At 69.0% G+C, this 27,000-nt stretch carries 23 protein-coding genes and 1 tRNA gene; 11 read left to right on the top strand and 13 right to left on the bottom strand.

Translation table 11 applies throughout. The features are described from left to right. Positions 1–20: 20 nt before the first annotated feature. The 4 genes from icmF to ACT80S_RS08450 all read right to left on the bottom strand — a co-directional run bounded on the left by icmF (position 21) and on the right by ACT80S_RS08450 (position 7,478). Positions 21–3,314, bottom strand: coding sequence for a fused isobutyryl-CoA mutase/GTPase IcmF (icmF, locus tag ACT80S_RS08465; protein ID WP_377415048.1), 3,294 nt, complete (start codon positions 3,312–3,314; stop codon positions 21–23). Between the two features lie 121 nt (positions 3,315–3,435). Next, a complete protein-coding gene (locus ACT80S_RS08460) occupies positions 3,436–5,700 on the bottom strand; it encodes a TRAP transporter large permease subunit (protein ID WP_377415046.1) in 2,265 nt (754 codons plus the stop codon). Beyond that, a complete protein-coding gene (locus ACT80S_RS08455; protein WP_377415044.1) occupies positions 5,697–6,275 on the bottom strand; it encodes a TRAP transporter small permease subunit in 579 nt (192 codons plus the stop codon). The genes ACT80S_RS08460 and ACT80S_RS08455 overlap by 4 nt, the downstream gene beginning before the upstream one ends. Before the next feature lie 75 nt (positions 6,276–6,350). Then, on the bottom strand, positions 6,351–7,478 hold the full coding sequence (locus ACT80S_RS08450) for a TRAP transporter substrate-binding protein (RefSeq protein ID WP_377415042.1): 1,128 nt from the start codon (positions 7,476–7,478) through the stop codon (positions 6,351–6,353). Positions 7,479–7,677: 199 nt separating this feature from the next. Here ACT80S_RS08450 and ACT80S_RS08445 point away from each other — a divergent pair, with 199 nt between their 5' ends. The 4 genes from ACT80S_RS08445 to ACT80S_RS08430 all read left to right on the top strand — a co-directional run bounded on the left by ACT80S_RS08445 (position 7,678) and on the right by ACT80S_RS08430 (position 10,751). Further along, positions 7,678–8,100, top strand: coding sequence for a rhodanese-like domain-containing protein (locus tag ACT80S_RS08445; protein ID WP_377415040.1), 423 nt, complete (start codon positions 7,678–7,680; stop codon positions 8,098–8,100). A 67-nt stretch (positions 8,101–8,167) separates the two neighbouring features. Beyond that, the gene (gene argJ / locus ACT80S_RS08440) at positions 8,168–9,397 is read left to right on the top strand and encodes a bifunctional glutamate N-acetyltransferase/amino-acid acetyltransferase ArgJ (protein ID WP_377415038.1); all 1,230 of its coding nucleotides are present in this window, start codon (positions 8,168–8,170) and stop codon (positions 9,395–9,397) included. Further along, the gene (locus ACT80S_RS08435) at positions 9,394–10,263 is read left to right on the top strand and encodes an ATP-binding protein (protein ID WP_377415035.1); all 870 of its coding nucleotides are present in this window, start codon (positions 9,394–9,396) and stop codon (positions 10,261–10,263) included. Before argJ ends, ACT80S_RS08435 begins: the two co-directional genes overlap by 4 nt. 8 nt (positions 10,264–10,271) lie before the next feature. Further along, positions 10,272–10,751: an NUDIX domain-containing protein gene (locus ACT80S_RS08430; RefSeq protein WP_377415033.1), complete on the top strand. Its 480-nt coding sequence runs from the start codon at positions 10,272–10,274 to the stop codon at positions 10,749–10,751. Positions 10,752–10,766: 15 nt separating this feature from the next. On the opposite strand, the gene ACT80S_RS08425 is transcribed toward ACT80S_RS08430, so the two are convergent. The 6 genes from ACT80S_RS08425 to pilB are packed head-to-tail and all read right to left on the bottom strand — an operon-like array spanning position 10,767 to position 16,215. Beyond that, the gene (locus ACT80S_RS08425; RefSeq protein WP_377415031.1) at positions 10,767–10,982 is read right to left on the bottom strand and encodes a DNA gyrase inhibitor YacG; all 216 of its coding nucleotides are present in this window, start codon (positions 10,980–10,982) and stop codon (positions 10,767–10,769) included. A gap of 27 nt (positions 10,983–11,009) precedes the next feature. Then, complete coding sequence (zapD, locus tag ACT80S_RS08420) at positions 11,010–11,765, bottom strand: cell division protein ZapD (RefSeq protein WP_377415029.1); 756 nt, start codon at positions 11,763–11,765, stop codon at positions 11,010–11,012. Between the two features lie 10 nt (positions 11,766–11,775). Next, positions 11,776–12,375, bottom strand: coding sequence for a dephospho-CoA kinase (gene coaE / locus ACT80S_RS08415; RefSeq protein ID WP_377415251.1), 600 nt, complete (start codon positions 12,373–12,375; stop codon positions 11,776–11,778). 8 nt (positions 12,376–12,383) lie between these two features. Then, complete coding sequence (locus tag ACT80S_RS08410; protein ID WP_377415027.1) at positions 12,384–13,226, bottom strand: prepilin peptidase; 843 nt, start codon at positions 13,224–13,226, stop codon at positions 12,384–12,386. After that, complete coding sequence (locus ACT80S_RS08405; protein WP_377415025.1) at positions 13,226–14,443, bottom strand: type II secretion system F family protein; 1,218 nt, start codon at positions 14,441–14,443, stop codon at positions 13,226–13,228. The genes ACT80S_RS08410 and ACT80S_RS08405 overlap by 1 nt, the downstream gene beginning before the upstream one ends. Positions 14,444–14,475: 32 nt before the next feature. After that, a complete protein-coding gene (gene pilB / locus ACT80S_RS08400) occupies positions 14,476–16,215 on the bottom strand; it encodes a type IV-A pilus assembly ATPase PilB (protein WP_377415023.1) in 1,740 nt (579 codons plus the stop codon). Positions 16,216–16,764: 549 nt separating this feature from the next. On the opposite strand from pilB, the gene ACT80S_RS08395 reads away from it, so the two are divergent. From ACT80S_RS08395 to ACT80S_RS08385, 3 genes are all read left to right on the top strand, one after another. Then, positions 16,765–18,609, top strand: coding sequence for a methyl-accepting chemotaxis protein (locus ACT80S_RS08395; protein WP_377415021.1), 1,845 nt, complete (start codon positions 16,765–16,767; stop codon positions 18,607–18,609). Between the two features lie 222 nt (positions 18,610–18,831). Further along, the gene (locus ACT80S_RS08390) at positions 18,832–19,683 is read left to right on the top strand and encodes a class I SAM-dependent methyltransferase (RefSeq protein ID WP_377415019.1); all 852 of its coding nucleotides are present in this window, start codon (positions 18,832–18,834) and stop codon (positions 19,681–19,683) included. After that, positions 19,680–21,068: an APC family permease gene (locus tag ACT80S_RS08385; RefSeq protein ID WP_377415017.1), complete on the top strand. Its 1,389-nt coding sequence runs from the start codon at positions 19,680–19,682 to the stop codon at positions 21,066–21,068. Before ACT80S_RS08390 ends, ACT80S_RS08385 begins: the two co-directional genes overlap by 4 nt. A gap of 43 nt (positions 21,069–21,111) precedes the next feature. Here ACT80S_RS08385 and ACT80S_RS08380 read toward each other — a convergent pair whose 3' ends face one another. The 3 genes from ACT80S_RS08380 to ACT80S_RS08370 form a co-directional block, all read right to left on the bottom strand. Next, on the bottom strand, positions 21,112–22,629 hold the full coding sequence (locus ACT80S_RS08380) for a S8 family peptidase (RefSeq protein WP_377415015.1): 1,518 nt from the start codon (positions 22,627–22,629) through the stop codon (positions 21,112–21,114). Positions 22,630–22,748: 119 nt separating this feature from the next. Next, a tRNA-Pro gene (locus ACT80S_RS08375) sits at positions 22,749–22,825 on the bottom strand. 31 nt (positions 22,826–22,856) lie between these two features. Then, the gene (locus ACT80S_RS08370; RefSeq protein WP_377415249.1) at positions 22,857–23,786 is read right to left on the bottom strand and encodes a polyprenyl synthetase family protein; all 930 of its coding nucleotides are present in this window, start codon (positions 23,784–23,786) and stop codon (positions 22,857–22,859) included. A 204-nt stretch (positions 23,787–23,990) separates the two neighbouring features. On the opposite strand from ACT80S_RS08370, the gene rplU reads away from it, so the two are divergent. From rplU to proB, 4 genes are all read left to right on the top strand, one after another. After that, positions 23,991–24,302, top strand: a complete 312-nt coding sequence (gene rplU / locus ACT80S_RS08365) for a 50S ribosomal protein L21 (RefSeq protein WP_377415013.1) — start codon at positions 23,991–23,993, stop codon at positions 24,300–24,302. 12 nt (positions 24,303–24,314) lie between these two features. Beyond that, complete coding sequence (gene rpmA / locus ACT80S_RS08360; RefSeq protein WP_377415011.1) at positions 24,315–24,575, top strand: 50S ribosomal protein L27; 261 nt, start codon at positions 24,315–24,317, stop codon at positions 24,573–24,575. A gap of 79 nt (positions 24,576–24,654) precedes the next feature. After that, positions 24,655–25,770 (top strand): Obg family GTPase CgtA, encoded by a 1,116-nt coding sequence (gene cgtA / locus ACT80S_RS08355; RefSeq protein WP_377415008.1) that lies wholly within the window; start codon positions 24,655–24,657, stop codon positions 25,768–25,770. A 53-nt stretch (positions 25,771–25,823) separates the two neighbouring features. Beyond that, the gene (gene proB / locus ACT80S_RS08350; RefSeq protein WP_377415247.1) at positions 25,824–26,936 is read left to right on the top strand and encodes a glutamate 5-kinase; all 1,113 of its coding nucleotides are present in this window, start codon (positions 25,824–25,826) and stop codon (positions 26,934–26,936) included. The last annotated feature ends 64 nt before the right edge of the window (positions 26,937–27,000 follow it).

Genomic DNA, 27,000 nt, shown 5'->3' with positions numbered 1-27,000 from the left:
AGGTAATTACCGGGAGGGTTTCACATGTTGCGGCGGTACTGCCCGCCCACCTCGAACAGGGCATTGGTGATCTGGCCCAGCGAGCACACGCGCACCGCGTCCATCAGCACCTCGAACACGTTGCCGTTGTCGATCACGGCCTGCTGCAGCCGCTTCAGCATCGCCGGCGCTTCGCCGGCGTGGCGCTGGTGGAAGTCCTGCAAGCGGGCGAGCTGGCTTTGCTTTTCCTCCTCGGTGGAGCGGGCCAGCTCCAGCTTCTCGGGGATGGTGTCGCCCTTGGGGTTGCGGAAGGTGTTGACCCCGATGATGGGCAGCTCGCCGGTGTGTTTGAGCATCTCGTAGTGCATGGACTCGTCCTGGATGCGGCCTCGCTGGTAGCCGGTCTCCATCGCGCCCAGCACGCCGCCGCGCTCGGCGATGCGCTCGAACTCGGCCAGCACCGCCTCCTCCACCAGCTCGGTCAGCTCCTCGATCACGAAGGCGCCCTGGTTCGGGTTCTCGTTCTTGGCCAGGCCCCACTCGCGGTTGATGATCAGCTGGATCGCCATGGCGCGGCGCACGCTGTCCTCGGTGGGCGTGGTGATGGCCTCGTCGAAGGCGTTGGTGTGCAGCGAGTTGCAGTTGTCGTAGATCGCGATCAGCGCCTGTAGCGTGGTGCGGATGTCGTTGAACTGGATTTCCTGCGCGTGCAGGCTGCGGCCCGAGGTCTGGATGTGGTACTTGAGCTTCTGCGAGCGCTCGTTGGCGCCGTACTTCTCCTTCATGGCCACCGCCCAGATGCGGCGCGCCACGCGGCCCATCACGGTGTACTCCGGGTCCATGCCGTTGGAGAAGAAGAAGCTCAGGTTGGGCGCGAAATCGTCGATGTGCATGCCCCGCGCCAGGTAGGCCTCCACCAGGGTGAAGCCGTTCGAGAGCGTGAAGGCCAGCTGCGAGATCGGGTTGGCGCCCGCCTCGGCGATGTGGTAGCCGGAGATCGACACCGAGTAGAAGTTGCGCACGTTGTGGTGCACGAAGTACTCGGCGATGTCGCCCATGACCTTGAGGCTGAACTCGGTGGAGAAGATGCAGGTGTTCTGGCCCTGGTCTTCCTTGAGGATGTCGGCCTGCACCGTGCCGCGCACGTTGGCCAGCACCCATTCGCGGATCTTGGCGGCCTCGGTGTCGGTGGGCTCACGGCCGTTCTCGGCCTTGAACTTCGCCAGGTTCTGGTCGATGGCGGTGTTCATGAACATCGCCAGGATCGACGGCGCCGGGCCGTTGATGGTCATGGACACCGAGGTGGTGGGGTTGCACAGGTCGAAGCCGTCGTACAGCACCTTCATGTCGTCCAGCGTGGCCACGTTCACGCCGGAGTTGCCCACCTTGCCATAGATGTCGGGGCGCTCGGCCGGGTCGTTGCCATACAGCGTGACCGAGTCGAAGGCAGTGGACAGGCGCTTGGCCGGCATGCCCTCGGAGACCAGCTTGAAGCGCCGGTTGGTGCGGAACGGGTCGCCCTCGCCGGCGAACATGCGGGTCGGGTCCTCGTTCTCGCGCTTGAAGGCGAAGGTGCCGGCGGTGTAGGGGTAGCTGCCCGGCACGTTGTCCAGCATCAGCCACTTGAGGATCTCGCCGTGGTCCTCGTAGTTCGGCAGGACCACCTTGCGGATGGTGGTGCCCGAGAGCGACTTGGTGGTCAGCGCGGTGCGGATCTCCTTGTCGCGGATCTTCACCACGTACTCGTCGCCGGCGTAGGCCTTGCGCATGTCGGGCCACTGGGCCAGCAGCTTGCGGGCGTCGGCGTCGACGCGCTCCTGGCGCTGGCGGGCCAGGTCCAGGGCGGCCTCGGCGGCAGGGGCGCGGCCGGGCTTGTCCACCTTCAGCATGGCGGCAGCGGCCTCGAGCTGCTGGATCTCGCGCACCAGGGCCGCCTGGGCGCGAGCGCGCTTCTTGTAGCCGCGCACCGAGTCGGAGATCTCGGCCAGGTAACGGGTGCGCGCCGGCGGCACGATCGGGGTCTGGTTGGTGCTGTGGCGCACGTCCACGCGGGGCAGGCGGCCGTCGGCGAAGGCAACGCCCAGTTCCTGCAGGCGCGGCTTGAGCGCCTGGAACAGGGCGGTCACGCCGTCGTCGTTGAAGCGGGCGGCCATGGTGCCGAACACCGGCATCTGCTCGGTGGGCGTGGTCCAGGCTTCCTTGTTTCGCTGCACCTGCTTGGCCACGTCGCGCAGGGCGTCGGAGGCGCCCTTGCGGTCGAACTTGTTGATCGCCACGAACTCGGCGAAGTCCAGCATGTCGATCTTCTCGAGCTGGCTGGCGGCGCCGAACTCCGGCGTCATCACGTACATCGGGATGTCCACGTGCGGCACGATGGCGGCGTCGCCCTGGCCGATGCCCGAGGTCTCGACGATCACCAGGTCGAAGCCGGCGGCCTTGCAGGCGGCCACCACGTCGGGCAGGGCGGCGGAGATCTCGCTGCCGAAGTCCCGCGTGGCCAGCGAGCGCATGAACACGCGCGGGCCCTGGCTCCAGGGGTTGATCGCGTTCATGCGGATGCGGTCGCCCAGCAGCGCGCCGCCGCTCTTGCGGCGCGAGGGGTCGATGGAGATCACCGCGATGCGCAGGCGGTCGTCCTGGTCCAGGCGCAGGCGGCGAATCAGTTCGTCGGTGAGGGAGGACTTGCCGGCGCCGCCGGTGCCGGTGATGCCCAGCACGGGGACCTGGCGCTGCGCGGCGGCCGCGTGCAGCTGCTTGACCATGGCGGGGTCGACCTGGCCGTTCTCGATCGCGGTGACCAGCTGGGCGAGGGCGCGCCAGGCCATCTCGCCATGGCCCTGGATCGCCTCGACGGACTTCGGCGCGTGGGCGCTGAGGTCCTGGTCGCAGCGCATGACCATCTCGCCGATCATGCCCTGCAGGCCCATGCGCTGGCCGTCCTCCGGGCTGTAGATGCGGGTGACGCCGTAGGCCTGCAGCTCGCGGATCTCGGCCGGCACGATCACGCCGCCGCCGCCGCCGAACACCTGGATGTGGCTGCCGCCGCGCTGGCGCAGCAGGTCCACCATGTACTTGAAGTACTCGACGTGGCCGCCCTGGTAGGAGCTGACCGCGATGCCCTGCACGTCTTCCTGCAGGGCGGCGGTGACGACCTCGTCGACCGAGCGGTTGTGGCCCAGGTGGATCACCTCGGCCCCCATGCCCTGGAGGATGCGCCGCATGATGTTGATGGCGGCGTCATGGCCATCGAACAGGCTGGCGGCGGTGACGAAGCGAACCTTGTTCGTGGGGCGGTAGTCGGCGAGCGCCTTGAATTCGGCGGACAGGTCGGTCATGGGCGGGGTGTCTCCTGGATCCGTGACGATAATTGACGTTTACGTTAACGTCAACTACGGACGGGCCGTACCAGTGAAAAGGGCGCCCCGCAGGGCGCCCTTGGGCCGTTGGCGGCGGGCCTCAGCGCCCGTACAGCACCTGCGGCAGCCACATCCCGATCTCCGGGAAGATGTACAGCATGAAGATCGCGAGGACCTGGATCCCCATGAAGGGCAGCATGCCCGCGAAGATCTGGTTCAGGGTGACATGCGGCGGGCTCACGCCCTTGAGGTAGAAGGCCGCCATCGCCACCGGGGGGCTGAGGAAGGCGGTCTGCAGGTTCAGGGCGACCAGCAGGCCGAAGAACAGCGGGTCGACACCGAAGTTGTCCAGCAGGGGGATGAAGATCGGCATGAAGATCACGATGATCTCGGTCCACTCCAGCGGCCAGCCCAGGATGAAGATGATCACCTGCGACAGGATCAGGAACTGGGTCTTGGTGAGGTTCATCGACATCACCCACTTCTCCACCAGCTCCTGCCCACCCAGCAGGGCGAAGGCGGCGGAGAAGATGGCGCTGCCCACGAAGAGCCAGCACACCATGGCGCTGGTCTTGGCGGTCAGGAGCACCGACTCCTTCACCTCGGACTGCAGGCCGGACTGGCGGTAGGCGACCAGGAGCCAGGCCGCCACGCCGATGGCGCCGGCGGTCCCGAGCAGGCTCGGTACGCGCGCGGCCACCAGGCCTTCGTCATGCAGGATGAACCAGCCGATCGCGGCCAGGGCGGGTGCCCACAGCAGCAGCCACAGCCCGAAGACGCGTCCTCGCCCCTCCTTGCGCTTGGCGATGACGGCGTAAATCGCCGCCAGCAGGTAGCCGCCGAAGGCACCCACGGCGGCCGCCTCGGTCGGCGTGGCCAGGCCCATCACGATGGAGCCCAGCACCGCGAGGATCAGGACCACCAGCGGGAAGAAGCTGGACAGGAGCATCTTGAAGATCTCCAGCCGCTGGAAGGTGAGCAGGCCGTAGAAGGCCGCCAGGGCCACCGCGCCGACCCCCAGGCCGATCCAGAAGCCGCGCGTGGCGGGCGTGCGTTCGAGCTTGGCGGGGGTGGCCCCCGAGGCGCCGGAGGCCGCGGGCGGCTCCTGCACCGAGGCGGTCGCGCCTGCGGGTTCCTTCACGCCGCCATCGGCGCCCGGGGGCTCCATCACCCCGCCGCCGGCGCCGGGCGGCTCCTTGACGCCAGCGTCGGCGCCAGGCGGTTCGCTCACGCCCGACGACGCGCCCGGGGGCTCGGACAGGCCGCCGGAGGCGCCGGCGGGCTCACGCAGCGTGCTTGCCCCGGGCGGTTCGGACACCCCGCCGGAGGCCCCGGGGGGCTCCTGCACGCCACCCGCCGCACCGGCCGGCTCGGCGACGCCGCCATTGGCTGCGGCCACGGGCATCTCGCTCACCGCCTGTTCGGACGGCCGCGTGTTCAGGTGCCAGGACACCAGGGCGAACAGCAGGAACACGGCGAGCGGCAGCAGGGTCACCGCCAGCTGCTTGCGCAGGTAGGCGCCCTGGCCGGCCGCCACGGAGCCGCCACGCAGCAGGCCGGGCAGGGCCAGTTTCGAGACGCCCTGCGAAATCCGGTCGAGCACCGGCGGCAGCGGCACGAAGCGCTGCTCGGCGGAGAGCGGGGGCATCAGCGCGGGCTTGATCTTCGCCAGGATGACGACGTACAGGACATACAGGCCGGCCAGCATCAGGCCCGGGAAGAAGGCGCCGGCATACAGCTGCACCACCGACACGCCCGCGGTCGCGCCATAGACGATCAGCATGACCGAGGGCGGGATCAGGATGCCCAGGCAGCCGCCGGCGGTGATGGCGCCCGCCGAGACCTTGATGTCATAGCCTCCCTTGAGCATCTGCGGCAGCGCCAGCAGGCCCATCAGCGTGACGACGGCGCCGACGATGCCGGTGGCCGTGGCGAACACCGCGCAGGTGAAGAGCGTGGCCACCGCCAGCGAGCCGGGCACCCGCGCCAGGGCGAGGTGCAGGCTGCGGAACAGCTTGTCGATCAGGTTGGCCCGCTCGACCAGGTATCCCATGAAGACGAACAGCGGGATCGAGATCAGGACGTCGTTGCCCATGACCTTGAAGGCCGACTGCACCATCAGCGTGAGCGTCTTGCCTGTGTCCCGGTCGTAGGCGAGCCAGGTGAAGATCATGCCCATGCCCATGAGCGTGAACGCGGTGGGAAAGCCGAGCATGATGGCCACGACGACCAGCGCCAGCATCATCAGGCCCATGTGGCCCCGGGTGATGGTGTCGGCGGACACCAGCATCACCGCGGTGCCCGCGATGATGAGCGCCATCAGGGAGAAGCCGAACCAGAGCTCCTTGCGGATCTTGCTGATCATCGTGCACCCCCCTCGGCCTTGACCATCTCCTTGAGTTTCTCGACGTCGACCTCTTCGACATCCTCCTCGCGCGAGGGCCATTCACCGGCCTGGATGCATTGCACGCAGCGCACGATCTCCACCAGGCCCTGCAGCAGCAGGATCAGCCCGGCGACCGGGATCATGAACTTGAAGGGGTACAGCGGCAGCGGCGTGGCCGAGAAAGTGCTTTCGCGGATCGCCAGCGAGTCCTGCGCGAAGCTCCAGCCGGCCCAGGTCAGGGCGACGATGCCGGGCAGGAAGAACAGCACGTAGAGCACCAGGTCGACCCAGGCCTGCGTGCGCGGCAGGAAGAAGCCATAGAGCACGTCACCGCGTACATGGCCGTTCTTGGCCAGGGTGTACGCGCCCGCAAGCATGAACAGCGTGCCGTACATCATGATCTGGGCGTCGAGCGCCCAGTCATGCGGGTTGTTGAGGACGTACCGGGAAAAGACCTCCCACGAGATCAGGCACGTCAGCAGGACGATGAGCCAGGCGAAGGCCTGACCCAGGCGGGTGGACGCCTTGTCCACCGCCATCAGCAAATCTTTCACTCTTACTCCCTCGGAAATGGACCCATGCGAAAAGGGGCCGCCGGTGACCGGCAGCCCCTTGTCATGCGTGCGTCATCAGGCCTTCTTGGCAGGCTGGCGGAAATAGCGGTTCCAGGCCATCTTGAAGTCGACCATGTAGTCGTTCTGCCAGGAGCCTGCGCGCTGGGCGAAGGCGCGCTGCGAGTCCATCACCTTCTTGAACAGCGGGTTCTCCTTGGATTTCTCGTTGGTCACCTTGTCCCAGGCGTCGAGCTGGGCACGCAGGATGCTGTCGGGCGTCTTGTAGAAGTTGACCTTGTCCTTGGTCTTCAGCTCGTTGTAGTCCTGCGAGTTGCGGTGGATGGCCTTCCAGCTCATGTCCGCGCTGGCTGCCTGCACGGCGTAATCGATGATGGACTTCAGTTCGGACGGCAGGCCGTCGTACTTGCCCTTGTTGAACAGGATCTCGAACTGCTCGCCGCTCTGGTGGAAGCTCTGCAGCATGCAGTTCTTGGCCACGTCGGGGAAGCCCAGCACGCGGTCGGAGGAGGCGTTGTTGAACTCGGCCGCGTCCAGCAGGCCGCGGTCCAGCGCCGGCACGATCTCGCCGCCGGGCAGCGGGTTCACGGCAGCGCCGAGTTCCTTGAACACGTCCACCGCCAGGCCGACCGTGCGGTACTTCAGGCCCTTGAGCTGTTCGACGTTGGCGATCGGCTTCTTGAACCAGCCCAGGGGCTGGGTGGGCATGGGGCCGTACAGGAAGGACACCACGTCGATGTTGAGGCTCTTGTAGATCTCCTCCAGCATGGCCTTGCCGCCGCCGTAGTAGTGCCAGGCCAGCACCATGTTGGGGTCCATGCCGAAGGCCGGGCCCGAACCCCACAGCGCCAGGGCCGTGTTCTTGCCGTAGTGGTAGGCCACCACGCCATGGCCGCCGTCCAGCGTGCCCTTGTTCACGGCGTCGAGCAGCTGGAACGCCGGCACCACGGCGCCGGCCGGCAGGACCTCGATCTTCAGGCGGTTGCCCGCCATGTCATTGACCTTCTTCGCGAAGTCGTTGGCGTACTCGTGGAAGATGTCCTTGGCCGGCCAGGTGCTCTGGAAGCGCAGGGTCGTGGTCTGCGCGACGGCGATCATCGGGGCAGCCATGCCGCCGGCGGCGCCGGCGGCAACCGCGGCGCCCTTGAGCAGGCTGCGGCGGCGGGGGGTCTTGGGTTCGGTCATGGGTGTCTCCTCTGACTCTCTGTGTTTCACGGATAGGACACCGTCACTCTCGGCCAACGGCGGAGCTCTCAAAAGAGGGTTTTCACGCAAGGGAAAACCCATGAGGAAATGCACGCCCCGTGCAGGTGCTCGCACGCGCCCGCGGCGGGGCGATTCCCCTGTCGCAGGCGTGACTTGCCGCGCTGGCAAAATCGGGGTCATGACTGCCTCTGCCGACTCCATCCTTCCTGCCGACGGCTATGCCGGCGACATCTCGCCGCAGACCGCCTTCGCATGGTGGCAGGCGGGCGATGCGGTCCTCGTCGACATCCGCACCGGCGCCGAGCTGGAGTGGGTGGGCTACGTGCCCGGCGCGGCCCATGTCGCCTGGAAGCAGTGGCCCGGCATGGCCCTCAACCCCGCGTTCGACGCGCAGCTGCAGGCGGCCGTGCCGGCCGGCAAGAAGGCGCTGCTCCTGTGCCGCAGCGGCGTGCGCTCCATCGCCGCGGCGCGCCGCGCGACGGAACTCGGGCTGCAGGCCTACAACATCCTCGAGGGCTTCGAGGGCAACCCCGATGGCCAGGCCCACCGCAGTACGGTCGGCGGCTGGCGCTTCCGCGGGCTGCCCTGGGCGCAGAACTGAGACGGCGCCCCGCTCCTTTCCCTCTTCCTTTTCCTGTCCCTTTCTTCTCCTTCCAGAGGAAGCCTCCATGCCCGTGAACCTGTCCGCGCCGCGCGCGCAAGACCTCCTGCCCGTGCCCGGCCTGCGCATCGGCGTCGCCGAAGCGGGCGTGCGCAAGCAAGGCCGCAAGGACCTGACCGTCATGCTGCTCGAGCCGGGCGCCGCGGTCGGCGGCGTGTTCACGAAGAACCGCTTCTGCGCCGCGCCCGTGCAGGTGTGCCGCGAGCACCTGGCCGCGGGCGATGGCATCCGCGCCATCGTGATCAACACCGGCAATGCCAACGCCGGCACCGGCGAGGACGGCCTGGCCCGCGCCCGCTCGACCTGCGTCGCGCTGGCCGGCCTGCTCGGGATCGCCCCGGCGCAGGTGCTGCCGTTCTCGACCGGCGTGATCATGGAGCCGCTGCCGGTGGACCGCATCCAGGCCGGCCTGCCCGCCGCCCTGGCCGATGCGAAGGAGGACCACTGGGCCCGCGCAGCCGAGGGCATCATGACCACGGACACGGTGCCCAAGGGCTTCAGCCGCCGGGGCACCCTCGACGGCCGGGCCGTCACCGTCACCGGCATCAGCAAGGGCGCCGGCATGATCCGCCCGAACATGGCCACCATGCTCGGCTACCTGGCGACCGATGCCGCGGTGGCGCCGGGCCTGATGAAGCAGCTGGCCCTGGAGCTGGCCGAGGGCTCGTTCAACCGCGTCACGGTGGACGGCGACACCTCCACCAACGACTCGTTCATCGTCATCGCCACCGGCAAGGCTGGCAACCCGGTCATCACCGACCTGGACAGCCCCGCCGGCCGCGCCCTGCGCGAGGCGATGCTGGAGGTGGCCCGCCTGCTGGCGCAGGCCATCGTGCGTGACGGCGAGGGCGCGACCAAGTTCATCACCGTGCGCGTCGAGGGCGGCAGAACCGGCGAGGAGTGCCGCCAGGTGGCCTACGCCATCGCCCATTCGCCGCTGGTCAAGACCGCCTTCTTCGCCAGCGACCCCAACCTGGGCCGCATCCTCGCCGCCGTCGGCTATGCCGGCATCGAGGACCTGGACCAGACGAAGATCGACCTGTTCCTCGACGACGTGCACGTGGCCGTCGGCGGCGGCCGCAACCCGGCCTACCGCGAGGAGGACGGCCAGCGCGTGATGAAGCAAAGCGAGATCACCGTGCGCGTGGGCCTGGGCCGCGGCGCCGCCGCCGACACCGTGTGGACCTGCGACTTCAGCCACGACTACGTGACCATCAACGCCGATTACCGTTCATGAGCGACCGCCTCGAATCCTTCCTCATTCGCGCCGAGCACCTGATCTCGCGCATCGAATCCGTCCTGCCCCAGCCCCTGTCGGCCCCCGACTGGAAGGCCGGCATCGCCTTCCGCTACCGCAAGCGCTCCAGCGGCCACGGCAGCCTGGAGGCCGTGCGCCACGTGGCCACCATCGCGCTGGGCGACCTGCAGGAGATCGATGGCCAGAAGGAGAGGATCCAGCGCAACACCGAGCAGTTCGTGAAGGGCCAGCCCGCCAACAACGTGCTGCTCACGGGCGCGCGCGGCACCGGCAAGAGCTCCCTGATCAAGGCCTGCCTGAACGCCTACAAGGACCAGGGCCTGCGCCTGATCGAGGTCGACAAGGCCGATCTCACCGACCTGCCGGACATCATCGACGTGGTCGCCGACCGCCCCGAGAAATTCATCGTCTTCTGCGACGACCTGAGCTTCGAGGACGGCGAGGCCGGCTACAAGGCGCTCAAGTCCATCCTCGACGGCTCGGTGGCGGCCTCCACGCCCAACGTGCTGATCTACGCCACCAGCAACCGCCGCCACCTGCTGCCCGAGTACATGAAGGAGAACCTCTCCTACACCCATACCGAGGACGGCGAGGTCCATCCCGGCGAGGCGGTGGAGGAGAAGATCTCGCTGTCCGAACGCTTCGGCCTGTGGGTCAGCTTCTACCCGTTCAGCCAGGACGAGTACCTCACCATCGTCGCCCAGTGGCTCGCTTCCTTCGGTGTCACGCCTGACCGCATCGAGGCCGCGCGGCCCGAGGCGCTGGTGTGGGCCCTGGAGCGCGGCTCGCGCTCGGGCCGGGTGGCCTACCAGTTCGCCCGCGACTACGCGGGCCGCCACGCGTGAGCGCTGGCGTGACCACCCCCGTGCTGGTGGCCGATGGCGACCGCCCGCGTGAGGGTGGGGCCGACCGGCCGCCGGTCGAGGTGGCCGTGGGCGTGCTCATTCGCCCGGACGGCCGGTTCCTCCTGACCTCGCGCCCGCCGGGCAAGGTCTACGCCGGCTACTGGGAATTCCCGGGCGGCAAGCTCGAGGCGGGCGAGACCGTGGAACAGGCGCTGCGGCGCGAGCTGGTCGAGGAGATCGGCGTGACGATCGGCCCGGCGCACCCGTGGAAGGTGGAGGTCGTGGACTACCCGCACGCCCTGGTGCGGCTGCACTTCTGCAAGGTCTACGACTGGGACGGTGAGCTCCACATGCACGAGGGCCAGTCCTTCGCCTGGGAGACGCTGCCGGTGCGCAGCCAGCCGGTGCTTCCGGGCACGGTGCCGGTGCTGGCCTGGTTCGCGCAGGAGCGGGGCTTCACCGGGCCCACGCACCCGCCGCAGGCCTGAGCCTGCGCCAGCCGCTCACTGCAGCCGCGGGTCGCCGTAGGGCTGGTCGTCCGGCGGGGCCTCGCTCTCGACGCGGAAGCTCTCGCTGGCCCAGGCGCCGAGGTCGATCTGCTTGCAGCGCTCGCTGCAGAACGGGCGGTAGGGATTGGAGGGCGCGTACACGCTGTCGCCGCCGCATTGCGGGCAGGGCACGATGCGGGCGGCCGGGTCGGCGGCTTTCTTCGCGGTCATGGCAATCGGGTCGGAAGGCGTGCGGCCTCAGGCGCACAGGGTCAGCTCGAAGGCCGTGTCCTCGGTGCTGGCCTGCAGGCGCTCGGCCGGTTCGTGCTTCATCAGGCGCACGGACACCAGCAGGCGGTTGGCACTGATCTCGGGCACCAGGTTCAGGGCCGGGTCGATGCGCAGGCGCAGCAGCTGGAAGCTGCGGCCCTGCGGCAGGTTCTGCTGCAGCTGGCCGGCGGTGGCCAGCACCTTCTGCGGCGCGCCGGAGTCCCGCAGCAGCTGCATCAGCATCTGCAGCGACTCGGCCAGCGGCGCCAGCGTGGACGCCCAGCGGCCGAGGTCGGCGCGGCGGCGGGCCGCGTCCATCTGCTGCCACGCGTGGTAGCCCGGCAGGTCGAATTCGCAGGTGCCGCCCGGGATGGCGATGCGGCTGCGGATGCCCATCAGCCACTCGTTGTCGGTCAGGGCCTGGCCGGCCTTGCCGGGCTGGTTGTTCATGGCCTCGAAGCAGGCGTCGAGGCGGCCGATGACATGGTCCAGGACGGCCTCGGCGATGGCGGGGTTGCCCCGGTAGCCGGCGAGGGTGGTCTTCTGCCGCTCCAGGTCCTTCATGACGTCGGACTTGAGATCGGCGCGGGCGGCGACGTCGATGATTTCGAAGAGGGTGGCCAGCGCGAAGTGGTGGTCCATCGGGTGCTCGCGGGGCACCAGCAGGGCCAGGCGGCGGAAGAGGTGTTCCAGGCGCAGGTAGGTGCGGATGCGCTCGTTGAGCGGGTATTCGTAAAGGATCACGGCAGTGCGATCATAGCCCGAAGCCCCGGGCCGCCTGCGTCACGGTCTGTGCCAGTTGCGCGAGCGACAGTCCCTCATTGAAGACGACCACGTCGGCCGCCGCCAGGCGCAGGCGGCGCGGCGCCTGCGCGTCGATGATGGCCTGCACCTCCTCGCGGGCCAGCCCGCTGCGGGCCATCACGCGCGCGACCTGAGTCTCGGGCCGGCAGTCGACCACCAGCACGCGATCGAGCTGCGCGCGCCAGCGGCCGGACTCCACCAGCAGGGGAATGTCGAACACCAGGCAGGCCCGGCCCTCGGCGCGGGCCAGGGCCTCGCGCTCGCGGATGGCGGCGGACACCAGCGGATGGATGATGGCTTCGAGTTCGCGCCGCGCGGCCGGCTCGGCGAAAGCGTGGGCACGCATGCGGGCGCGGTCCATGCTGCCGTCGGCGGCGATGAAGCCGGCGCCGAAGCGCTCGCGGATGGCCGGGATGGCCGCGCCCCCGGCGGCGGTGACGCCGCGTGCGATGGCATCGGCGTCGGCGGTTGCGGCGCCCAGCGCCTGCAGGGTCTCCAGGACGGTGCTCTTGCCGCTGCCGATGCCCCCGGTCAGCCCGATGCGCTGCATCGGCGCGCTCACAGCCCGAGCATCCCGAGGATGCGGGCCGGGCCCAGCACCAGGGCCACCAGGCCGGCGAAGGCGAGGAAGGGCCCGAAGGGCACGTAGCCGCCTTCGCGCAGGTTGCCGCCGAGCTTCATGGCGATGCCGATGACGGCACCCAGCACCGAGGCGACGAGGATCAGCGGGATCAGCGCGGCCCAGCCGAACCAGGCGCCCAGGGCGGCGAACAGCTTGAAGTCGCCGAAGCCCATGCCCTCCTTGCCGGTGAGCAGCTTGAAGCCCTGGTAGACAGACCACAGCGAGAGGTAGCCGGCCACCGCGCCCCACAGCGCGTCGGGCAGCGGCGTGCCGCTCCAGCCCAGGGCCGCGGCGATGAGGCCGCCCCAGGCCAGGGGCAGGGTGATGTCGTCGGGCAGCAGGGTGGTGTCCCAGTCGATCAGGGCCAGGGCCAGCAGGGCGGCGCAGAAGGCGGCCCAGGCCGCGCCGGCCGGCGTGATGCCCCACTGCCAGGCGCTGAAGGCGAACAGCGCCGCAGTGGCGGCTTCCACCAGCGGGTAGCGCGCGCTGATGCCCTTGCCGCAGGCCGAGCAGCGCCCGCGCAGGGCGAGCCAGCTGGCCACCGGGATGTTCTCCCACCAGCGGATCGCGTGGCCGCAGTGCGGGCAGGCGGAGGCCGGGCGCAGCAGGTTGTAGGCAGGCTGCTCGGGCGCGGGCTGGCCGAGGTGGTGGGCGCACTCGGCGTCCCACTGCCGCTCGAGCATGCGCGGCAGCCGATGGATGACGACGTTCAGGAAGCTGCCGATCAGCAACCCGAGGACGGCGGCGAGGGCGACGTCCGCGGCGGGGGACACGAGCATCAGACGACCTGTCCCAGCTTGAAGATCGGCAGGTACATGGCGATCACGATGCCGCCGATGATGGTGCCCAGCATGACGATGATGATGGGTTCCATCAGGCTGGACAGGCCGGCGACCATGTCGTCGACCTCGGCCTCGTAGAAGTCGGCGGCCTTGGAGAGCATGTGGTCCAGGGCGCCGGATTCCTCGCCGATGGCGGACATCTGCAGCACCATCGAGGGAAACACCTTGGAATTGGTCATGGCAGTCGTCAGGCTGGTGCCGGTGGCCACCTCCTGCTGGATCCGCTCGGTGGCGGCCACGTAGACCGAGTTGCCGGAGGCGCCGCCCACGGAGTCCAGGGCCTCCACCAGCGGCACGCCGGCGGCGAACATGGTGGACAGGGTGCGGGTCCAGCGCGCCACGACGGCCTTGTAGACGAGGTCGCCGAAGATCGGCATCTTCAGGGCGAGGCGGTCGATCGTGTGCTGCACGCGCTCGCTGCGTCGCCAGGCCTGAAGGAAGAAGTAGAGGCCCGCGCCCAGGGTGCCGAAGATGATCCACCAGTACGCCGCGAAGGCCTCGCTCATGGCGATCACGAAGCGGGTGGGGCCGGGCAGGTCGGCGCCGAAGGAGGTGAAGACGTCGCGGAAGGCGGGCACCACGAAGATCATGATCACCGAGACCACGACCACTGCCACCACCATCACCGCCACCGGGTACATCAGCGCGGAGCGGATCTTGGACTTGATGCCCTCGATCTTCTCCATGTAGGTGGCCAGCCGGTCCAGGATGGACTCCAGGATGCCGGCGGCCTCGCCGGCTTCCACCAGGTTGCAGTAGAGGCTGCTGAAATACAGCGGGTGCTTGCGGAAGGCGGCCGACAGCGACGTGCCGGTCTCCACGTCGGTGCGGATCTCGGCCAGCAGGCGCGAGACGCTGGTGTTGGTGTTGCCCCGGCCCACGATGTCGAAGGCCTGCAGCAGCGGCACGCCGGCCTTCATCATGGTGGCCAGCTGGCGGGTGAAGATCGCGATGTCGCGCGGCTTGATCCGCTGGCCCCGGCCCAGGCGGCGCTTGCGGATCTTCACGGGCGTGACGCCCTGGCGGCGCAGCGAAGCCTGGACCTGGTTCTCGCCGGCGGCGCGGGTCTCTCCGCGCACCTGCTTGCCATTGCGGTCACGGCCTTCCCACTCGAAGACGAATTCGTTGACCTTGCTGGATGCTGCCGTGGCCATGCGGGCGGACTCCCTGTTCGTTCTTTGCTGGGTCAGGTGTTGGTGGTGCTCAGGACTTCCTCGAGCGAGGTCACGCCCAGGCGCACCTTCTGAAGGCCGGACTGGCGCAGGCTCTTCACGCCCTCGAGCTCGGACTGGTGCGCGATCTCCACCGCGTTGCCGTCGCGCAGGATGATCTGCTGGATCTCCTCGCTGATCGGCATGACCTGGTAGATGCCCACGCGGCCCTTGTAGCCGCCCAGGCAGGCGTTGCAGCCGACCGCGCGGTAGGGCTTCCAGCTGCCGTCGAGCTCCTCCTCGCGGAAGCCGGCCTCGATCAGGTTCTCGCGCGGGATCTCGGCGGGCTGCTTGCAGTTCACGCACAGCCGCCGCGCCAGGCGCTGGGCCGAGATCAGGATCACGCTGGAGGCGATGTTGAACGGCTGGATGCCCATGTTGCGCAGGCGCGTGAGCGTGGTGGGCGCGTCGTTCGTGTGGAGGGTCGAGAGCACCAGGTGGCCGGTCTGGGCGGCCTTGATGGCGATGTCCGCGGTCTCGAGGTCGCGGATCTCGCCCACCATGATGATGTCCGGGTCCTGGCGCAGGAAGGCGCGCAGGGCGGTGGCGAAGGTCAGGCCGGCACGCTCGTTGACGTTGACCTGGTTGACGCCGGGCAGCACGATTTCCGACGGGTCCTCGGCGGTGGCGATGTTCACGCCCGGCTTGTTCAGGAGGTTCAGGCAGGTGTACAGCGAGACCGTCTTGCCCGAACCGGTGGGGCCGGTGACCAGGATCATGCCGTAGGGGCGCTGGATCGCGTCGAGCAGGCGCTGCTTCTCCTCGGGCTCGTAGCCCAGGGCGTCGATGCCCATCTTGGCAGCCGACGAATCCAGGATACGGATCACGATCTTCTCGCCGAAGAGGGTGGGCAGGGTGCTGACGCGGAAGTCGATCACCTTCTCGGGGCCGACCTTGAGCTTCATGCGACCGTCCTGCGGGACCCGCTTTTCGGCGATGTCCATGCGCGAGATCACCTTGATGCGCGAGGCCAGCTTGTCCTTGATGGCCACCGGCGGGGCGGCCATCTCGCGCAGTTCGCCGTCGACCCGGAAGCGCACGCGGTAGTTGTGCTCGTAGGGTTCGAAGTGGATGTCCGACGCGCGCATGCTGATGGCGTCCAGCAGCATCTTGTGCAGGAACTTGACCACCGGGGCGTCATCGACCTCGGCGTTCATGCCGCGGTCGTCGTCGTCGGCCATGGCCGAGTCGAGCGTGGACTCGTCGAACTGGAAGTCCTCGCCGATGAGGTTGTCCATCGCCTCCGCGGCGGTGGTGGCGTTGGCCTCCACCATGCGCGTGAGCTTGTCGTACTCGGCGATGATCCAGTCGACCCCCATCTGGGTGGCGAACTTGATCTTTTCGGCGGCCTGCTGGTCGGACGGGTCGGCCGTGGCCACCGTCAGCCGGTTGTTGCGCTTGGCCAGGACCACCACGCGGAAGGACTGGCAGGTCTTGGTATCGAGGATGCCCTTGGGCAGGCGCTGGGTGTCGATGGCGTCCAGGTCCAGCAGGGGCGCGCCGTAGGCGGCGGACATCGTGTGGGCCAGGTCGGCGGGCGACACCGCGCCGGAGCCGGTGAGCTCGGCGATGAAGCTGGTGCGGTTGGCCAGCGCCTTGCCGTAGAGGTCCTCGGCCGACTTCTGCCCCAGCTTGCCGGCCGAGATCAGTGCCCGTGCCAGGCCCGGAAGGGCCACCTGGGAGGCGTCGGCAGTGAGGGTGTCAACAACGGCCATCAGTCGGTCTGGTCATGGGGTGTGCGGGGCCACCCGGGCGAAGCCTGGCGATGCGGGCATCATCGCCGAAAGCCGGGTTAGTGTAAACGTGGTATTTCGGCGCTCGCATCATGCAAAGGGTCTATACGGGGAAGGCGTCCCGCCGGCGTTGGGTCGCAGCCACGCCAGTTGCTGCAGACGGTGGCCGGCTACGCCGGAAGATTCTCGGATAGTACGTTCTTAATCATGATTCATGGGGGCTTGTTCTCCCCTGTAGCTTGCTGGTGACGACTGTTGCTTCAAAGTAGCCCTTGGCCCGACCGGCCTCGGACAACTGGTTACGATCACGCTTTTGCATGTATCTGAGGCACCGGCTCCGCCGCGTGCCTGCGACCGCCCCAGCATGACCGCGCATGCCACCGTAAGCCGCCGTGACCGGCTCCCGACGCCAGTGCCGCGCCTGGCCTGGTTCGGCCTGGCCGCGTGGCTGGCCTACAGCGCCGGGTGCCTGGCCTGGTGGGTGGCGCAGGATCCCTCGCGACTCCAGTCCATCTGCAGCTCCATCGCCCCATGACCGCCCAGCCGACGTCCCGCCTGTCCGTGAACACCGAGCAGATGCTGCAGCCGCAGCGCGCTACCGCGGACCGTGTCCTGCTCGCCACGCTCGCCTTCCTCGCCCTGATCAGCCTGGGCATCGCGGCCTTCACCCAGACCTGGGGCCTGGCCCTCCTGGTCGGCGTGCCGGCCTTCGCCGTGCCCTTCCTGATCCACCGCGCGGCGCCGGGCAGCCTGGTCTCCCGTCTGGCGATCGCCTGCGCGCTGATGGTCGACTCGGCCCTGATGATCCAGCAGGCCCACGGCATGACCGAGATGCACTTCGGCATCTTCGCCCTGCTGGCGTTCCTGCTGTACTACCGGGACTGGCGGCCGATCGTCGCGGCCGCGGGCGTGATCGCCGTGCACCACGTGGCTTTCGCCGTGGCGCAGGCTGCCGGCGCCGGGCTGTACGTGCTGGCGGGCTCGGTCAGCCTGGAACTGGTCGCGCTCCATGCAGCCTATGTGGTGTTCGAGGCCGCAGTGCTGGTCTTCATGTCGGTGATCCTGCAGCGCGAGGCGGTGGAGTCGGCGCTCGTCGCCGACCTGGCCGGCCGCATCAGCGAGGGGGACTTCGCCGCCCGCGACGCCCTGTCGCTGGGCGACGGCTTCCCCCTGCTGCGCAAGGTCGCCGGCATGCAGCAGTCGCTGGACTCCACCCTCAACGACATCACCGCGGTCATGACCGCGGTGGCCCAGGGCGAGTTCTCGCGCCGGGTGACCGTGGCTGCCCGGGGCGACCTCGATGCGCTCAAGCGCAACGTCAACCAGAGCCTGGACGCGCAGCAGGCCGTGTTCCAGGACATCACCCGGGTCATGGGAGGCATCGCCCAGGGGCGCCTGGGCGAGCGGGTGCGGGTACAGGCCCGGGGCGACCTGGACGCGCTCAAGCGCAACGTCAACCAGAGCATCGAGGCGCAGCAGGCCTTCTTCCGGGACCTGAGCGGCGTGATGAACGCGGTGGCCCAGGGCAACCTCGCCCAGCGCATGACGGTGGCGGCGCTCGGCGACCTGGAGGCGCTCAAGGCCAACATGAACGCCTCGCTGGACGCCCTGGGGGGCGCCATGCGCGTGATCAGCGGCAACACCCAGCAGGTGGCGGCGGCGTCCGGGCAGACCAGCCAGGCGATTGCCCAGATTTCCGATGGCGCCCAGAACCAGACCCATGCGATCAGCCAGGTCTCGACCGCGGTGCGCCAGACCGTCACCTCGGTCACCGAGGTGTCGCGCAACACCGAGGCGGCCAGCCAGCAGTCGCGCGCCTCCTTCGAGGCGGTGCGCTCCAGCATGGCCCGGATGGCGGAGATGGTGCAGGTCGTCAACAGCATCGCCGGCAACTCAGAGAAGATTTCCAGGATCACCGAGGTGATCGAGAAGATCGCCAACAAGACCAACCTGCTGGCGCTCAATGCGGCCATCGAGGCGGCGCGGGCGGGCGAGCATGGCAAGGGCTTCGCCGTGGTGGCCGACGAGGTCGGCAAGCTGGCCCAGAGCAGCGCGGAGAGCTCGCAGGAGATCGCGACGCTGGTCACCGAGGCGGTGGCCGAGGCGCGCCGTGCGGTCGGCACCGTCGGCCTGGTGAACGAGGAAATGGCGCGCATCGAGCAGGGCTCGCGGCAGACCGACTCGATGCTCGAGCGCATCGCCGCCGCGCTGGAGCAGCAAAGCTCGGCGATGGAGGAGATCAACATGAACCTCTCCAACGTCGACAGCATCGCCCGCAGCAACGCCGCCGCGTCCGAGCAGATCACCGCCACCATCGTCGGCCTGTCGCGGATCGCGGACGCGACCCGGGAAGAGGTCGAGCGCTTCAGGACCTGACGCCGCCGGGGCATCGGGTGCGTGCACGTTTTTGCGACTTATTTCAAGACTAGGGTAATTCCTCGGGGGTGCCCCGCCGGGTTTCTGTGCCCGATGGGCTGCGCGGAGCGGCGGATTTGCCTAGATTGATGCCCGGCCCCCCGCGGGGGGAGCGTCCTCCTCCGGTGACCCGGAGGCTGTCCCACGGCCTTTCGTTTCATGGCCCTTGCCTGGAGATGCATCGTGCGAGCCCTACGCCATTTCATCCTCGTCGCCCTCGCGGCGGCCCTCTCGTTCGGCGGCAGCGCCAGCCTGGCCCAGCCGGCCGGCGCCGCGCAGAACTACGAGCCGATGCGCGGGCAGGCCGGCAAGGACGTGATCTGGATTCCCACGCCCGAGCCCCTGATCGAGAAGATGCTCACTGCCGCCCGGGTCAGCCAGGATGACCGGGTCTTCGACCTGGGCGCCGGCGACGGCGTCATCGCCATCACCGCCGCGAAGCGGTTCGGTGCCACGGCGGTCGGCATCGAATACAACCCCCAGATGGCCGAGTTCGCCCGGCGCAAGGTGCGCGAGGCGGGCGTGGCCGACAAGGTGCGCATCATCACCGGCGACATCTTCAAGGAGGACTTCAGCTCGGCGAGCGTGGTCACGCTCTACCTGCTGCCTGACCTGAACCTGCGCCTGCGCCCGACGATCCTGGCGATGAAGCCCGGCACCCGCGTCGTGTCGCACGCCTTCACCATGGGCGAGTGGGAGGCCGACGAGGTGCTGGCCCACGAGAACGCCCGCGCCTACCTGTGGGTCGTGCCTGCGCGCGTCGAGGGCGACTGGATGCTGTCCGGCCTCGAGGGCGGTCCGGCGCGCCTGAGCTTCCGCCAGAGCTTCCAGTCGATCGGCGGCCTCATGACGCGCACCAGCGCGACCCAGCCGCTGGTGGGGGCGCGGCTGCGCGGCGTAGAACTCAGCTTCCAGTTCAGCGGCCCCGACCGGACCTTGCACAGCTTCAGCGGCCGCGTGGACGGCGGCCGCATCACCGGCACGGTGACCTCGCCGGGCGGCCAGTCGGTGCCGGTCGACCTGGTGCGCCTGTGAGCGAGGCATTGCAGGGCGCGTCCCTCGTGCGTGACTCTGCGCAGGCGACCGCGCAGCCGCTGCGGCTGCTGCATCCCGGCGCGGCGATCGCGCTGATCGTCGGCATCGTCATCGGCGCCGGCATCTTCAAGACCCCGGCGCTCGTCGCGGGAATCAGCGGCGACGCGGGCTGGGCGCTGGTCCTGTGGGCCGCGGGCGCGCTGGTCTCGGTGGCGGGCGCGCTGTGCTACGCCGAGCTGTGCACGGCCTACCCGCACGCAGGCGGGGATTACCACTTCCTGCGCCGGGCTTTCGGGCGCGACCTGTCCTTCCTGTATGCCTGGGCGCGGGCCACCGTCATCAACACCGGCTCCATCGCGCTGCTGGCCTTCGTCTTCGGCGACTACATCAGCACGCTCGCGCCGCTGGGGTCCCAGTCGAGCACGGTCTGGGCGCTGATCGTGATCATCCTGCTCACGGTGGTCAACACCATCGGCATCCATGCCTCTTCGCGGGTGCAGTCGCTGCTGCTGCTGCTCGAGGTCGGCGGGCTGCTGGCGGTGGCGGCGGCCGGCTTCTCGATGGATGTGCCCGCTTCCGGACCGCTCGTGTGGTTCGAGAAGGCGCCGGCCCCCGCGCAGTGGGGCCTGTGCCTGGTGTTCGTGCTGCTCACGTTTGGCGGCTGGAACGAGGCCGCGTATGTCTCGGCCGAGATCCGCGGCGGGCCGCGCGCCATGGTGCGGGTGATCATTGCCAGCATGGCGGCGCTCACCGCCATCTACCTGCTGGTGAACCTGGCGCTGCTGCAGGGCCTGGGCTTGCGCGGGCTTGCCGACAGCAAGACCGCCGCAGGCGACCTGCTGGGGCTGGCCTTCGGCCCGTGGGCGCAGAAGGCGCTGGGCCTGTTCGTGGCGATTGCCGCGCTGACCAGCATCAACGCCACCATGATCGTCGGCGCCCGCACCAACTTCGCCCTGGGCCGCGACTGGGCCTCCCTGCGCCTGCTGGGGCGCTGGCGCGCCCAGGCGGGCAGCCCGACGCCGGCGCTGTGGACGCAGGCCGCCATCAGCGCGGCCCTGGTCCTGCTGGGGATGGGGGAGGGGGACGGCTTCTCCGCGATGGTGGAATTCACCGCGCCGGTGTTCTGGGGCTTCCTGTTCCTCGTGGGCCTCGCCCTGGTCCGCCTGCGCCACCGTGACGCACTGGCGCCGCGCCCCTTCCGCGTGCCGCTGTACCCGGTGCTGCCGCTGGTGTTCTGCGCCGCCTGCGGCTGGCTCACCTGGTCCAGCATCACCTACGCGATCAGCCAGAAGGCCATCCATGTCTCGCTCGGCCTGCTCGCCACCGGGCTGCTCGCGCTGGCGGTGTTGCGCTGGCGCGAGCGGGGCCGGCGAAAGCGGGGCTGAGCGGCCTGGGCCGGCGCCTGCGGGTCGGGCGCCGCGCGCCCGTTCAGCGGCTGATGGTGATGCGGGTCGCCGAGTTCTGCGAGGCGTCGTAGTCCAGGCCCGAGCCGGTGATGCCGTCGACGGTGAAATCGCTCAACGTCACCGTCGACGCGAGCGAGCCGCTGGCCATCGAGCAGCTGCCGTCGCTCGAGGTCACGCAGCTTGCCGAACCGCCCGGGGCGAAGGTGCCGGCCACCGTCGCATGGGGCACCGCGGTGTTCGTGGTCACGTTTCGCACCGAGACGGTCGCGACGGCCTGCCAGCTCTTGCCGACCTTGCGCCAGGTGCCCGTGAGGCCGCTGACGGCCACGGCCTGGGGTGGCATCGCGACCGGCGCGCCGGCAGCCAGCGAGTACGCCAGCCGGTTCGGCGAGCCTGTGCCGATGGAGGCGAGCCGGTCCGGTGTCGCGTTGTCCAGGAGGAAGCGAGCCACCTCGGCCGGCGTGGCCTTCGGGTTCGCGCTGAGTGCGAGCGCGGCGATGCCGGCCACGTGCGGGCTGGCCATGGAGGTGCCGCTGATGGTGTGGGTGGCGGTGGCGCTCGTGTGCCAGGCCGAGGTGATGCCCGAGCCCGGCGCGAACAGGTCCACGCAGCTGCCGTAGTTCGAGTAGGAGGCCCGCGCGTCGCTGCTGGTGGTGGCGCCCACCGTGAGGGCGGTCGGCTCGCTGGCGGGGGAGTAGCGGCAGGCATTGGCGTTGCTGTTGCCCGCGGCGACGACCATGGTCACGCCCAGGCTGGATGCGCCCGCGACGGCGGCATTCACGGTGGTGGACTTGACGCCGCCCAGCGAGAGGTTGGCCACCGCGGGCCGGGCCGTGGTGCCGGCCACCCAGTCGATGCCGGCGATGACGCCGCTGTAGGTGCCGGAGCCGCTGCAATCCAGCACGCGTACCGGGACCAGCTGGACCGCCTTGGCCACGCCCCAGGTCGAGCCGCCGAGCGTGCCGGCCACATGGGTTCCGTGGCCGTTGCAGTCACGGGTCCCGTTGCCGTCGGCGACCTCGGTGTGGCCGCCCTGGACACGCCCGCCGAACTCGGCATGGTCGGCCCGGATGCCGGTGTCGATGACGAAGGCGGTCACGCCCAGGCCGGTGTGGTTGAAGGCGTATTGCGTATCGAGCGGCCGGTCACGCTGGTCGATGCGGTCCAGGCCCCAGGTCGCCTGGTTCTGCGGCGACGTGGCCTGGTTGAGGCGGATGGCGTGGTCGGCCTCGACGGCGTCGACATTCGGGTTGGCGCGGATGCCGGGCAGCGCAGCCGCCGGCAGGGTGGCCGCGAAGCCCTTGAGGGCGTGGGTGTAGCGGCGGTGGACCTGGCCGCCGGCGGCGCGCACCAGCCGGTCGGCTTCCTGTGCGGCATGGGCCACCGTCGGCTTGAAGACGACGATGTAGCGGTCGGGGATGGCTTGTCCCTCGGGCAGCGTGTGCGTGGCGCCCTGGGCCAGGGCCGCGGGCGCGGCGGCGGCCAGCCAGGCTGCGGCCAGGAGCGCGCGGTTCTTCGGGAACGTGGGCAGGCAGATCATGGGCGCCTCGGCGTGACCGCAAGTTTCATTGATGACTGCCATCTTGCACTTGCCCGCGCTCCAAAGCAAAAGACCCCGTTGCGTGAGCAACGAGGTCTTTGTTTGGATAACCAGAATTCTGGTCGGGGTGAGAGGATTCGAACCTCCGGCCTCTACGTCCCGAACGTAGCGCTCTACCAGGCTAAGCTACACCCCGATGTGCTTGGAATCGCCGGACTCCTGATCTCTCAGTGCCGTCGCTCAAGCAGCGAAGACGCTAATTGTAGCAAACCTTCGCTGTGTTTATTTCGCGGGAGCATCGAAAGGCAATCAATTGCGCGTTGCGCCTCGGCGGCGGCGGCCTGGCGGGCCACATCGAGCGCGCCGGTGGAGCGCACGATCGCGACGATGGCCTCGAGTTCCTCGACCGAGCCGTTCTCGATCGCGCGGCGGATTGTGTCCCGCTGTTCGGGTGTGCCGCGCTGCATGGCGGCGATCAGGGGCAGCGTGGCCTTGCCCTCGCGCAGGTCGTCGCCGAGGTTCTTGCCCATCTCGCCGGCGTCGCCGTCGTAGTCGAGTACGTCATCGATCACCTGGAAGGCGGTGCCCAGGGCCTGACCGTAGTCGGCGCAGGCCTGCTCGATCGTGGCGTCGCTGCCGGCCAGCACCGCTGCCAGGCGGGTCGAGGCCTCGAACAGCTTGGCGGTCTTCGAGCGGATCACGCGCAGGTAGCCGGCCTCGTCGAGCGAGGCGTCGTGCATGTTCATCAGCTGCAGCACCTCGCCCTCGGCGATCACGTTGGTCGCCTCAGCCAGGATCTCCATGACGCGCATGTCCTTGGCGTCCAGCATCATCTGGAACGCGCGGGAGTAGAGGAAGTCGCCCACCAGCACGCTGGCCGGGTTGCCGAAGCTCTCGTTGGCGGTGGCGCGGCCGCGGCGCAGCGTGGAGGCATCGACCACGTCGTCATGCAGCAGCGTGGCGGTGTGGATGAACTCCACCACGGCCGCCAGGTTGAAGCGCTGCGCGCCGCCGTAGCCCAGCGCGCCGGACACCAGCAGCAGCAGGGCCGGGCGCAGGCGCTTGCCGCCGGCCGAGATGATGTAGCGCGCGACCTCGCCCACCAGGGGCACGCCGGAGTCCAGGCGCCGGGCGATCACGGCGTCCATCTCACGCATGTCGTCGGCGATGAGCGCCAGCGTGGCGGCGGTCGAGTTGGGGGAGTCGGCGGGAGCGGTCAAGGCAGGCGCAGGAAGTTGCGCGCGATTATAGGCAGGCTGCCGACCCCGAACGGCGGTGCTCTGGACGTTAAGCCCAAACTATGCTACAGTCGCGGGCTCTCCCGGAAATACGTCCTGGAGAGCTTCACTTCAGAGGTCTATATGTACGCGGTCATAAAAACCGGCGGCAAGCAGTATCGCGTTGCCATCGGCGAGAAAATCAAAGTAGAACAGATTGCTGCGGACGTTGGCCAGGAAATCGTGATCGACCAGGTTCTGGCAGTCGGCAACGGCGCTGAACTCAAGGTCGGCACCCCCCTGGTGTCCGGTGCAACTGTCAAAGCCACGGTCGTGGCGCACGGCAAGCACGACAAAGTTCGCATCTTCAAGATGCGTCGTCGCAAGCACTACCAGAAGCGCCAGGGTCATCGCCAGCAGTTCACCGAGCTGCAAATCGGCGCGATTGCAGCCTAAGGAGCAACGGACATGGCACAGAAAAAAGGCGGCGGCTCTACGCGAAACGGGCGTGATTCCAAGCCCAAGATGCTCGGCGTGAAGGCCTTCGGCGGTGAGCTGATCTCCGCCGGCTCGATCATCGTGCGCCAGCGTGGCACCAAGTTCCATCCCGGCGTGAACGTCGGCGTGGGCAAGGACCACACCCTGTTCGCCCTGGTGGATGGCCACGTGTCGTTCGCCGTGAAGGGTGAGCTGAACAAGCACACCGTGAATGTGACGCCGGCGGCCTGATCGCCCTGGCATTGCCGCAAGAAGGCCCTGCGTCATTGCGCAGGGCTTTTTTGTTGGCGCTCTTCCTAGAATAGCCCCCATGAAGTTCGTCGACGAAGCCTATATCGACATTGCCGCCGGTGACGGAGGCAATGGCTGCGTGTCGTTCCGGCACGAGAAGTACAAGGAGTTCGGCGGACCCAACGGCGGCGATGGCGGCCGTGGCGGCCATGTCTACGCCGTTGCGGACCCCAACCTCAACACCCTGGTCGACTACCGCTACTCGCGCCGCCACGAGGCCAAGCGCGGCGAGCACGGCATGGGCTCGGACATGTTCGGCGCCGCCGGCGACGACATCACGCTGAAGATGCCGGTGGGCACCATCATCTCCGACGCCGAGACCGGCGAGGTGCTGTACGAACTGCTCACGCCCGGCGAGGTGATCACCATCGCCAAGGGCGGCGACGGCGGCTTCGGCAACATGCGCTTCAAGAGCGCGATCAACCGCGCCCCGCGCCAGAAGACCCCGGGCTGGCCCGGCGAGCGCAAGAGCCTGAAGCTCGAGCTCAAGGTGCTGGCCGACGTCGGCCTGCTGGGCATGCCCAACGCGGGCAAGTCCACCCTGATCGCCGCCATCTCGAACGCGCGCCCCAAGATCGCCGACTACCCCTTCACCACGCTGCACCCCAACCTGGGCGTGGTGCGCGTCGGCCCCGAGCAGAGCTTCGTCGTCGCCGACGTGCCTGGCCTGATCGAGGGCGCATCGGAGGGCGCGGGCCTGGGTCACCAGTTCCTGCGCCACCTGCAGCGCACCCGCATCCTGCTGCACCTGGTGGACATCGCTCCTTTCGACGAGGGCGTCGATCCGGTCGCCCAGGCCAAGGCCATCGTGGGCGAGCTGAAGAAATACGACAAGGCCCTGTACGACAAGCCGCGCTGGCTGGTCCTGAACAAGCTGGACATGGTGCCGGCCGACGAGCGCGAGGCGCGCGTCAAGGACTTCGTCAAGCGTTTCAAGTACAAGGGCCCCGTCTTCGAAATCTCGGCCCTGACCCGCGAGGGCTGTGAGGACCTGATCAAGGCCGTCTACCAGCAGGTCAAGGCGCAGCAGGTGGCCGAGCAACCGCATGTCGAGGTCGATCCCCGGTTCGATCCCGCCACGGGCACGGTCGACGATCCCCGCTTCGCCGCGCCGGCCCCCGACAACGAATCCTGATGACGCAAACCCCGGCTTCACCCGCTTCCACGATTTCCGCGCCGGCCGCGCAGATGTTGCGCAGTGCACGCCGCATCGTCGTCAAGGTCGGCTCCAGCCTCGTGACCAACGAGGGCCGGGGCCTGGATGAAGCAGCGATCGGCGAGTGGAGCCGCCAGCTGGCCGCGCTGGCCCGCGACGGCCGCGAGGTGATCATGGTTTCCAGCGGCGCCATCGCCGAAGGCATGAAGCGCCTGGGCTGGAGCACCCGCCCCCACGAGCTGCGTGAGCTGCAGGCCGCAGCCGCGGTCGGCCAGATGGGCCTGGCCCAGATGTACGAGACCAAGCTGCGCCAGAACGGCCTGGGCTCGGCCCAGGTGCTGCTCACGCACGCCGACCTGGCAGACCGCGAGCGTTACCTCAATGCCCGCTCCACGCTGCTGACCCTGCTGGGGCTGCGCGTGCTGCCGGTGATCAACGAGAACGACACCGTCGTCAACGACGAGATCAAGTTCGGCGACAACGACACGCTGGGCGCGCTCGTGGCCAACCTGGTCGAGGCCGACGTGCTCGTGATCCTCACCGACCAGAAGGGCCTGTACACCGCCGACCCGCGCAAGGACCCGGCGGCCACCTTCGTCCACGAGGCCCGCGCCGGCGACCCGGTGCTGGAGCAGATGGCGGGCGGCGCGGGCTCGAGCATCGGCAAGGGCGGCATGATCACCAAGATCCTGGCGGCCAAGCGCGCCGCCGGCTCGGGCGCCTCGACGGTGATCGCCTGGGGCCGGGAGCCCGACGCCCTGATCCGCCTGTTCGGCGGCGAGCCGGTCGGCACGCTGCTGGTCGCGCCCACGCAGAAGAGCCAGGCGCGCAAGCGCTGGATGGCGGACCACCTCCAGATGCGGGGCGCGGTCACCGTCGACCAGGGGGCGGCTGCCAAGGTGTGCGAGGAGGGCAAGAGCCTCCTGCCGATCGGCATGGTCTCGGTCGAGGGTGACTTCTCCCGCGGCGAGGTGATCGCGGTGCGCGACCCGTCCGGCACCGAGATCGCACGCGGGCTGGCCAACTACGCCAGCGCGGAGGCGCGCCTCCTGTGCCGCAGGCCGTCCGCCGACATCGAGAAGCTGCTCGGGTACGTGGCCGAACCCGAGATGATCCACCGCACCAACCTGGTCGTCACGCGCTGAGCGCGCGGCGCGGAGGGCGGGCCTCCCGGCAGGCTCCGGGGCCTGCCCAGGCCCGGCGGGGGCG

This window comes from Ramlibacter sp. MAHUQ-53, assembly GCF_052600055.1.
The sequence above is the reverse complement of the archived record's forward strand: the minus strand, read 5'-3'. Positions and strand labels throughout refer to the sequence as shown.

Coding starts and splice junctions, on each gene's coding strand:
- icmF (WP_377415048.1), bottom strand. CDS start 3,314: ATGACCGACCTGTCCGCCGAATTCAAGGCGCTCGCCGACTACCGCCCC.
- ACT80S_RS08460 (WP_377415046.1), bottom strand. CDS start 5,700: ATGATCAGCAAGATCCGCAAGGAGCTCTGGTTCGGCTTCTCCCTGATG.
- ACT80S_RS08450 (WP_377415042.1), bottom strand. CDS start 7,478: ATGACCGAACCCAAGACCCCCCGCCGCCGCAGCCTGCTCAAGGGCGCC.
- ACT80S_RS08445 (WP_377415040.1), top strand. CDS start 7,678: ATGACTGCCTCTGCCGACTCCATCCTTCCTGCCGACGGCTATGCCGGC.
- argJ (WP_377415038.1), top strand. CDS start 8,168: ATGCCCGTGAACCTGTCCGCGCCGCGCGCGCAAGACCTCCTGCCCGTG.
- ACT80S_RS08435 (WP_377415035.1), top strand. CDS start 9,394: ATGAGCGACCGCCTCGAATCCTTCCTCATTCGCGCCGAGCACCTGATC.
- ACT80S_RS08425 (WP_377415031.1), bottom strand. CDS start 10,982: ATGACCGCGAAGAAAGCCGCCGACCCGGCCGCCCGCATCGTGCCCTGC.
- coaE (WP_377415251.1), bottom strand. CDS start 12,375: ATGCAGCGCATCGGGCTGACCGGGGGCATCGGCAGCGGCAAGAGCACC.
- ACT80S_RS08410 (WP_377415027.1), bottom strand. CDS start 13,226: ATGCTCGTGTCCCCCGCCGCGGACGTCGCCCTCGCCGCCGTCCTCGGG.
- ACT80S_RS08405 (WP_377415025.1), bottom strand. CDS start 14,443: ATGGCCACGGCAGCATCCAGCAAGGTCAACGAATTCGTCTTCGAGTGG.
- pilB (WP_377415023.1), bottom strand. CDS start 16,215: ATGGCCGTTGTTGACACCCTCACTGCCGACGCCTCCCAGGTGGCCCTT.
- ACT80S_RS08395 (WP_377415021.1), top strand. CDS start 16,765: ATGACCGCCCAGCCGACGTCCCGCCTGTCCGTGAACACCGAGCAGATG.
- ACT80S_RS08380 (WP_377415015.1), bottom strand. CDS start 22,629: ATGATCTGCCTGCCCACGTTCCCGAAGAACCGCGCGCTCCTGGCCGCA.
- ACT80S_RS08370 (WP_377415249.1), bottom strand. CDS start 23,786: ATGCGTGAGATGGACGCCGTGATCGCCCGGCGCCTGGACTCCGGCGTG.
- rplU (WP_377415013.1), top strand. CDS start 23,991: ATGTACGCGGTCATAAAAACCGGCGGCAAGCAGTATCGCGTTGCCATC.
- rpmA (WP_377415011.1), top strand. CDS start 24,315: ATGGCACAGAAAAAAGGCGGCGGCTCTACGCGAAACGGGCGTGATTCC.
- cgtA (WP_377415008.1), top strand. CDS start 24,655: ATGAAGTTCGTCGACGAAGCCTATATCGACATTGCCGCCGGTGACGGA.
- proB (WP_377415247.1), top strand. CDS start 25,824: ATGTTGCGCAGTGCACGCCGCATCGTCGTCAAGGTCGGCTCCAGCCTC.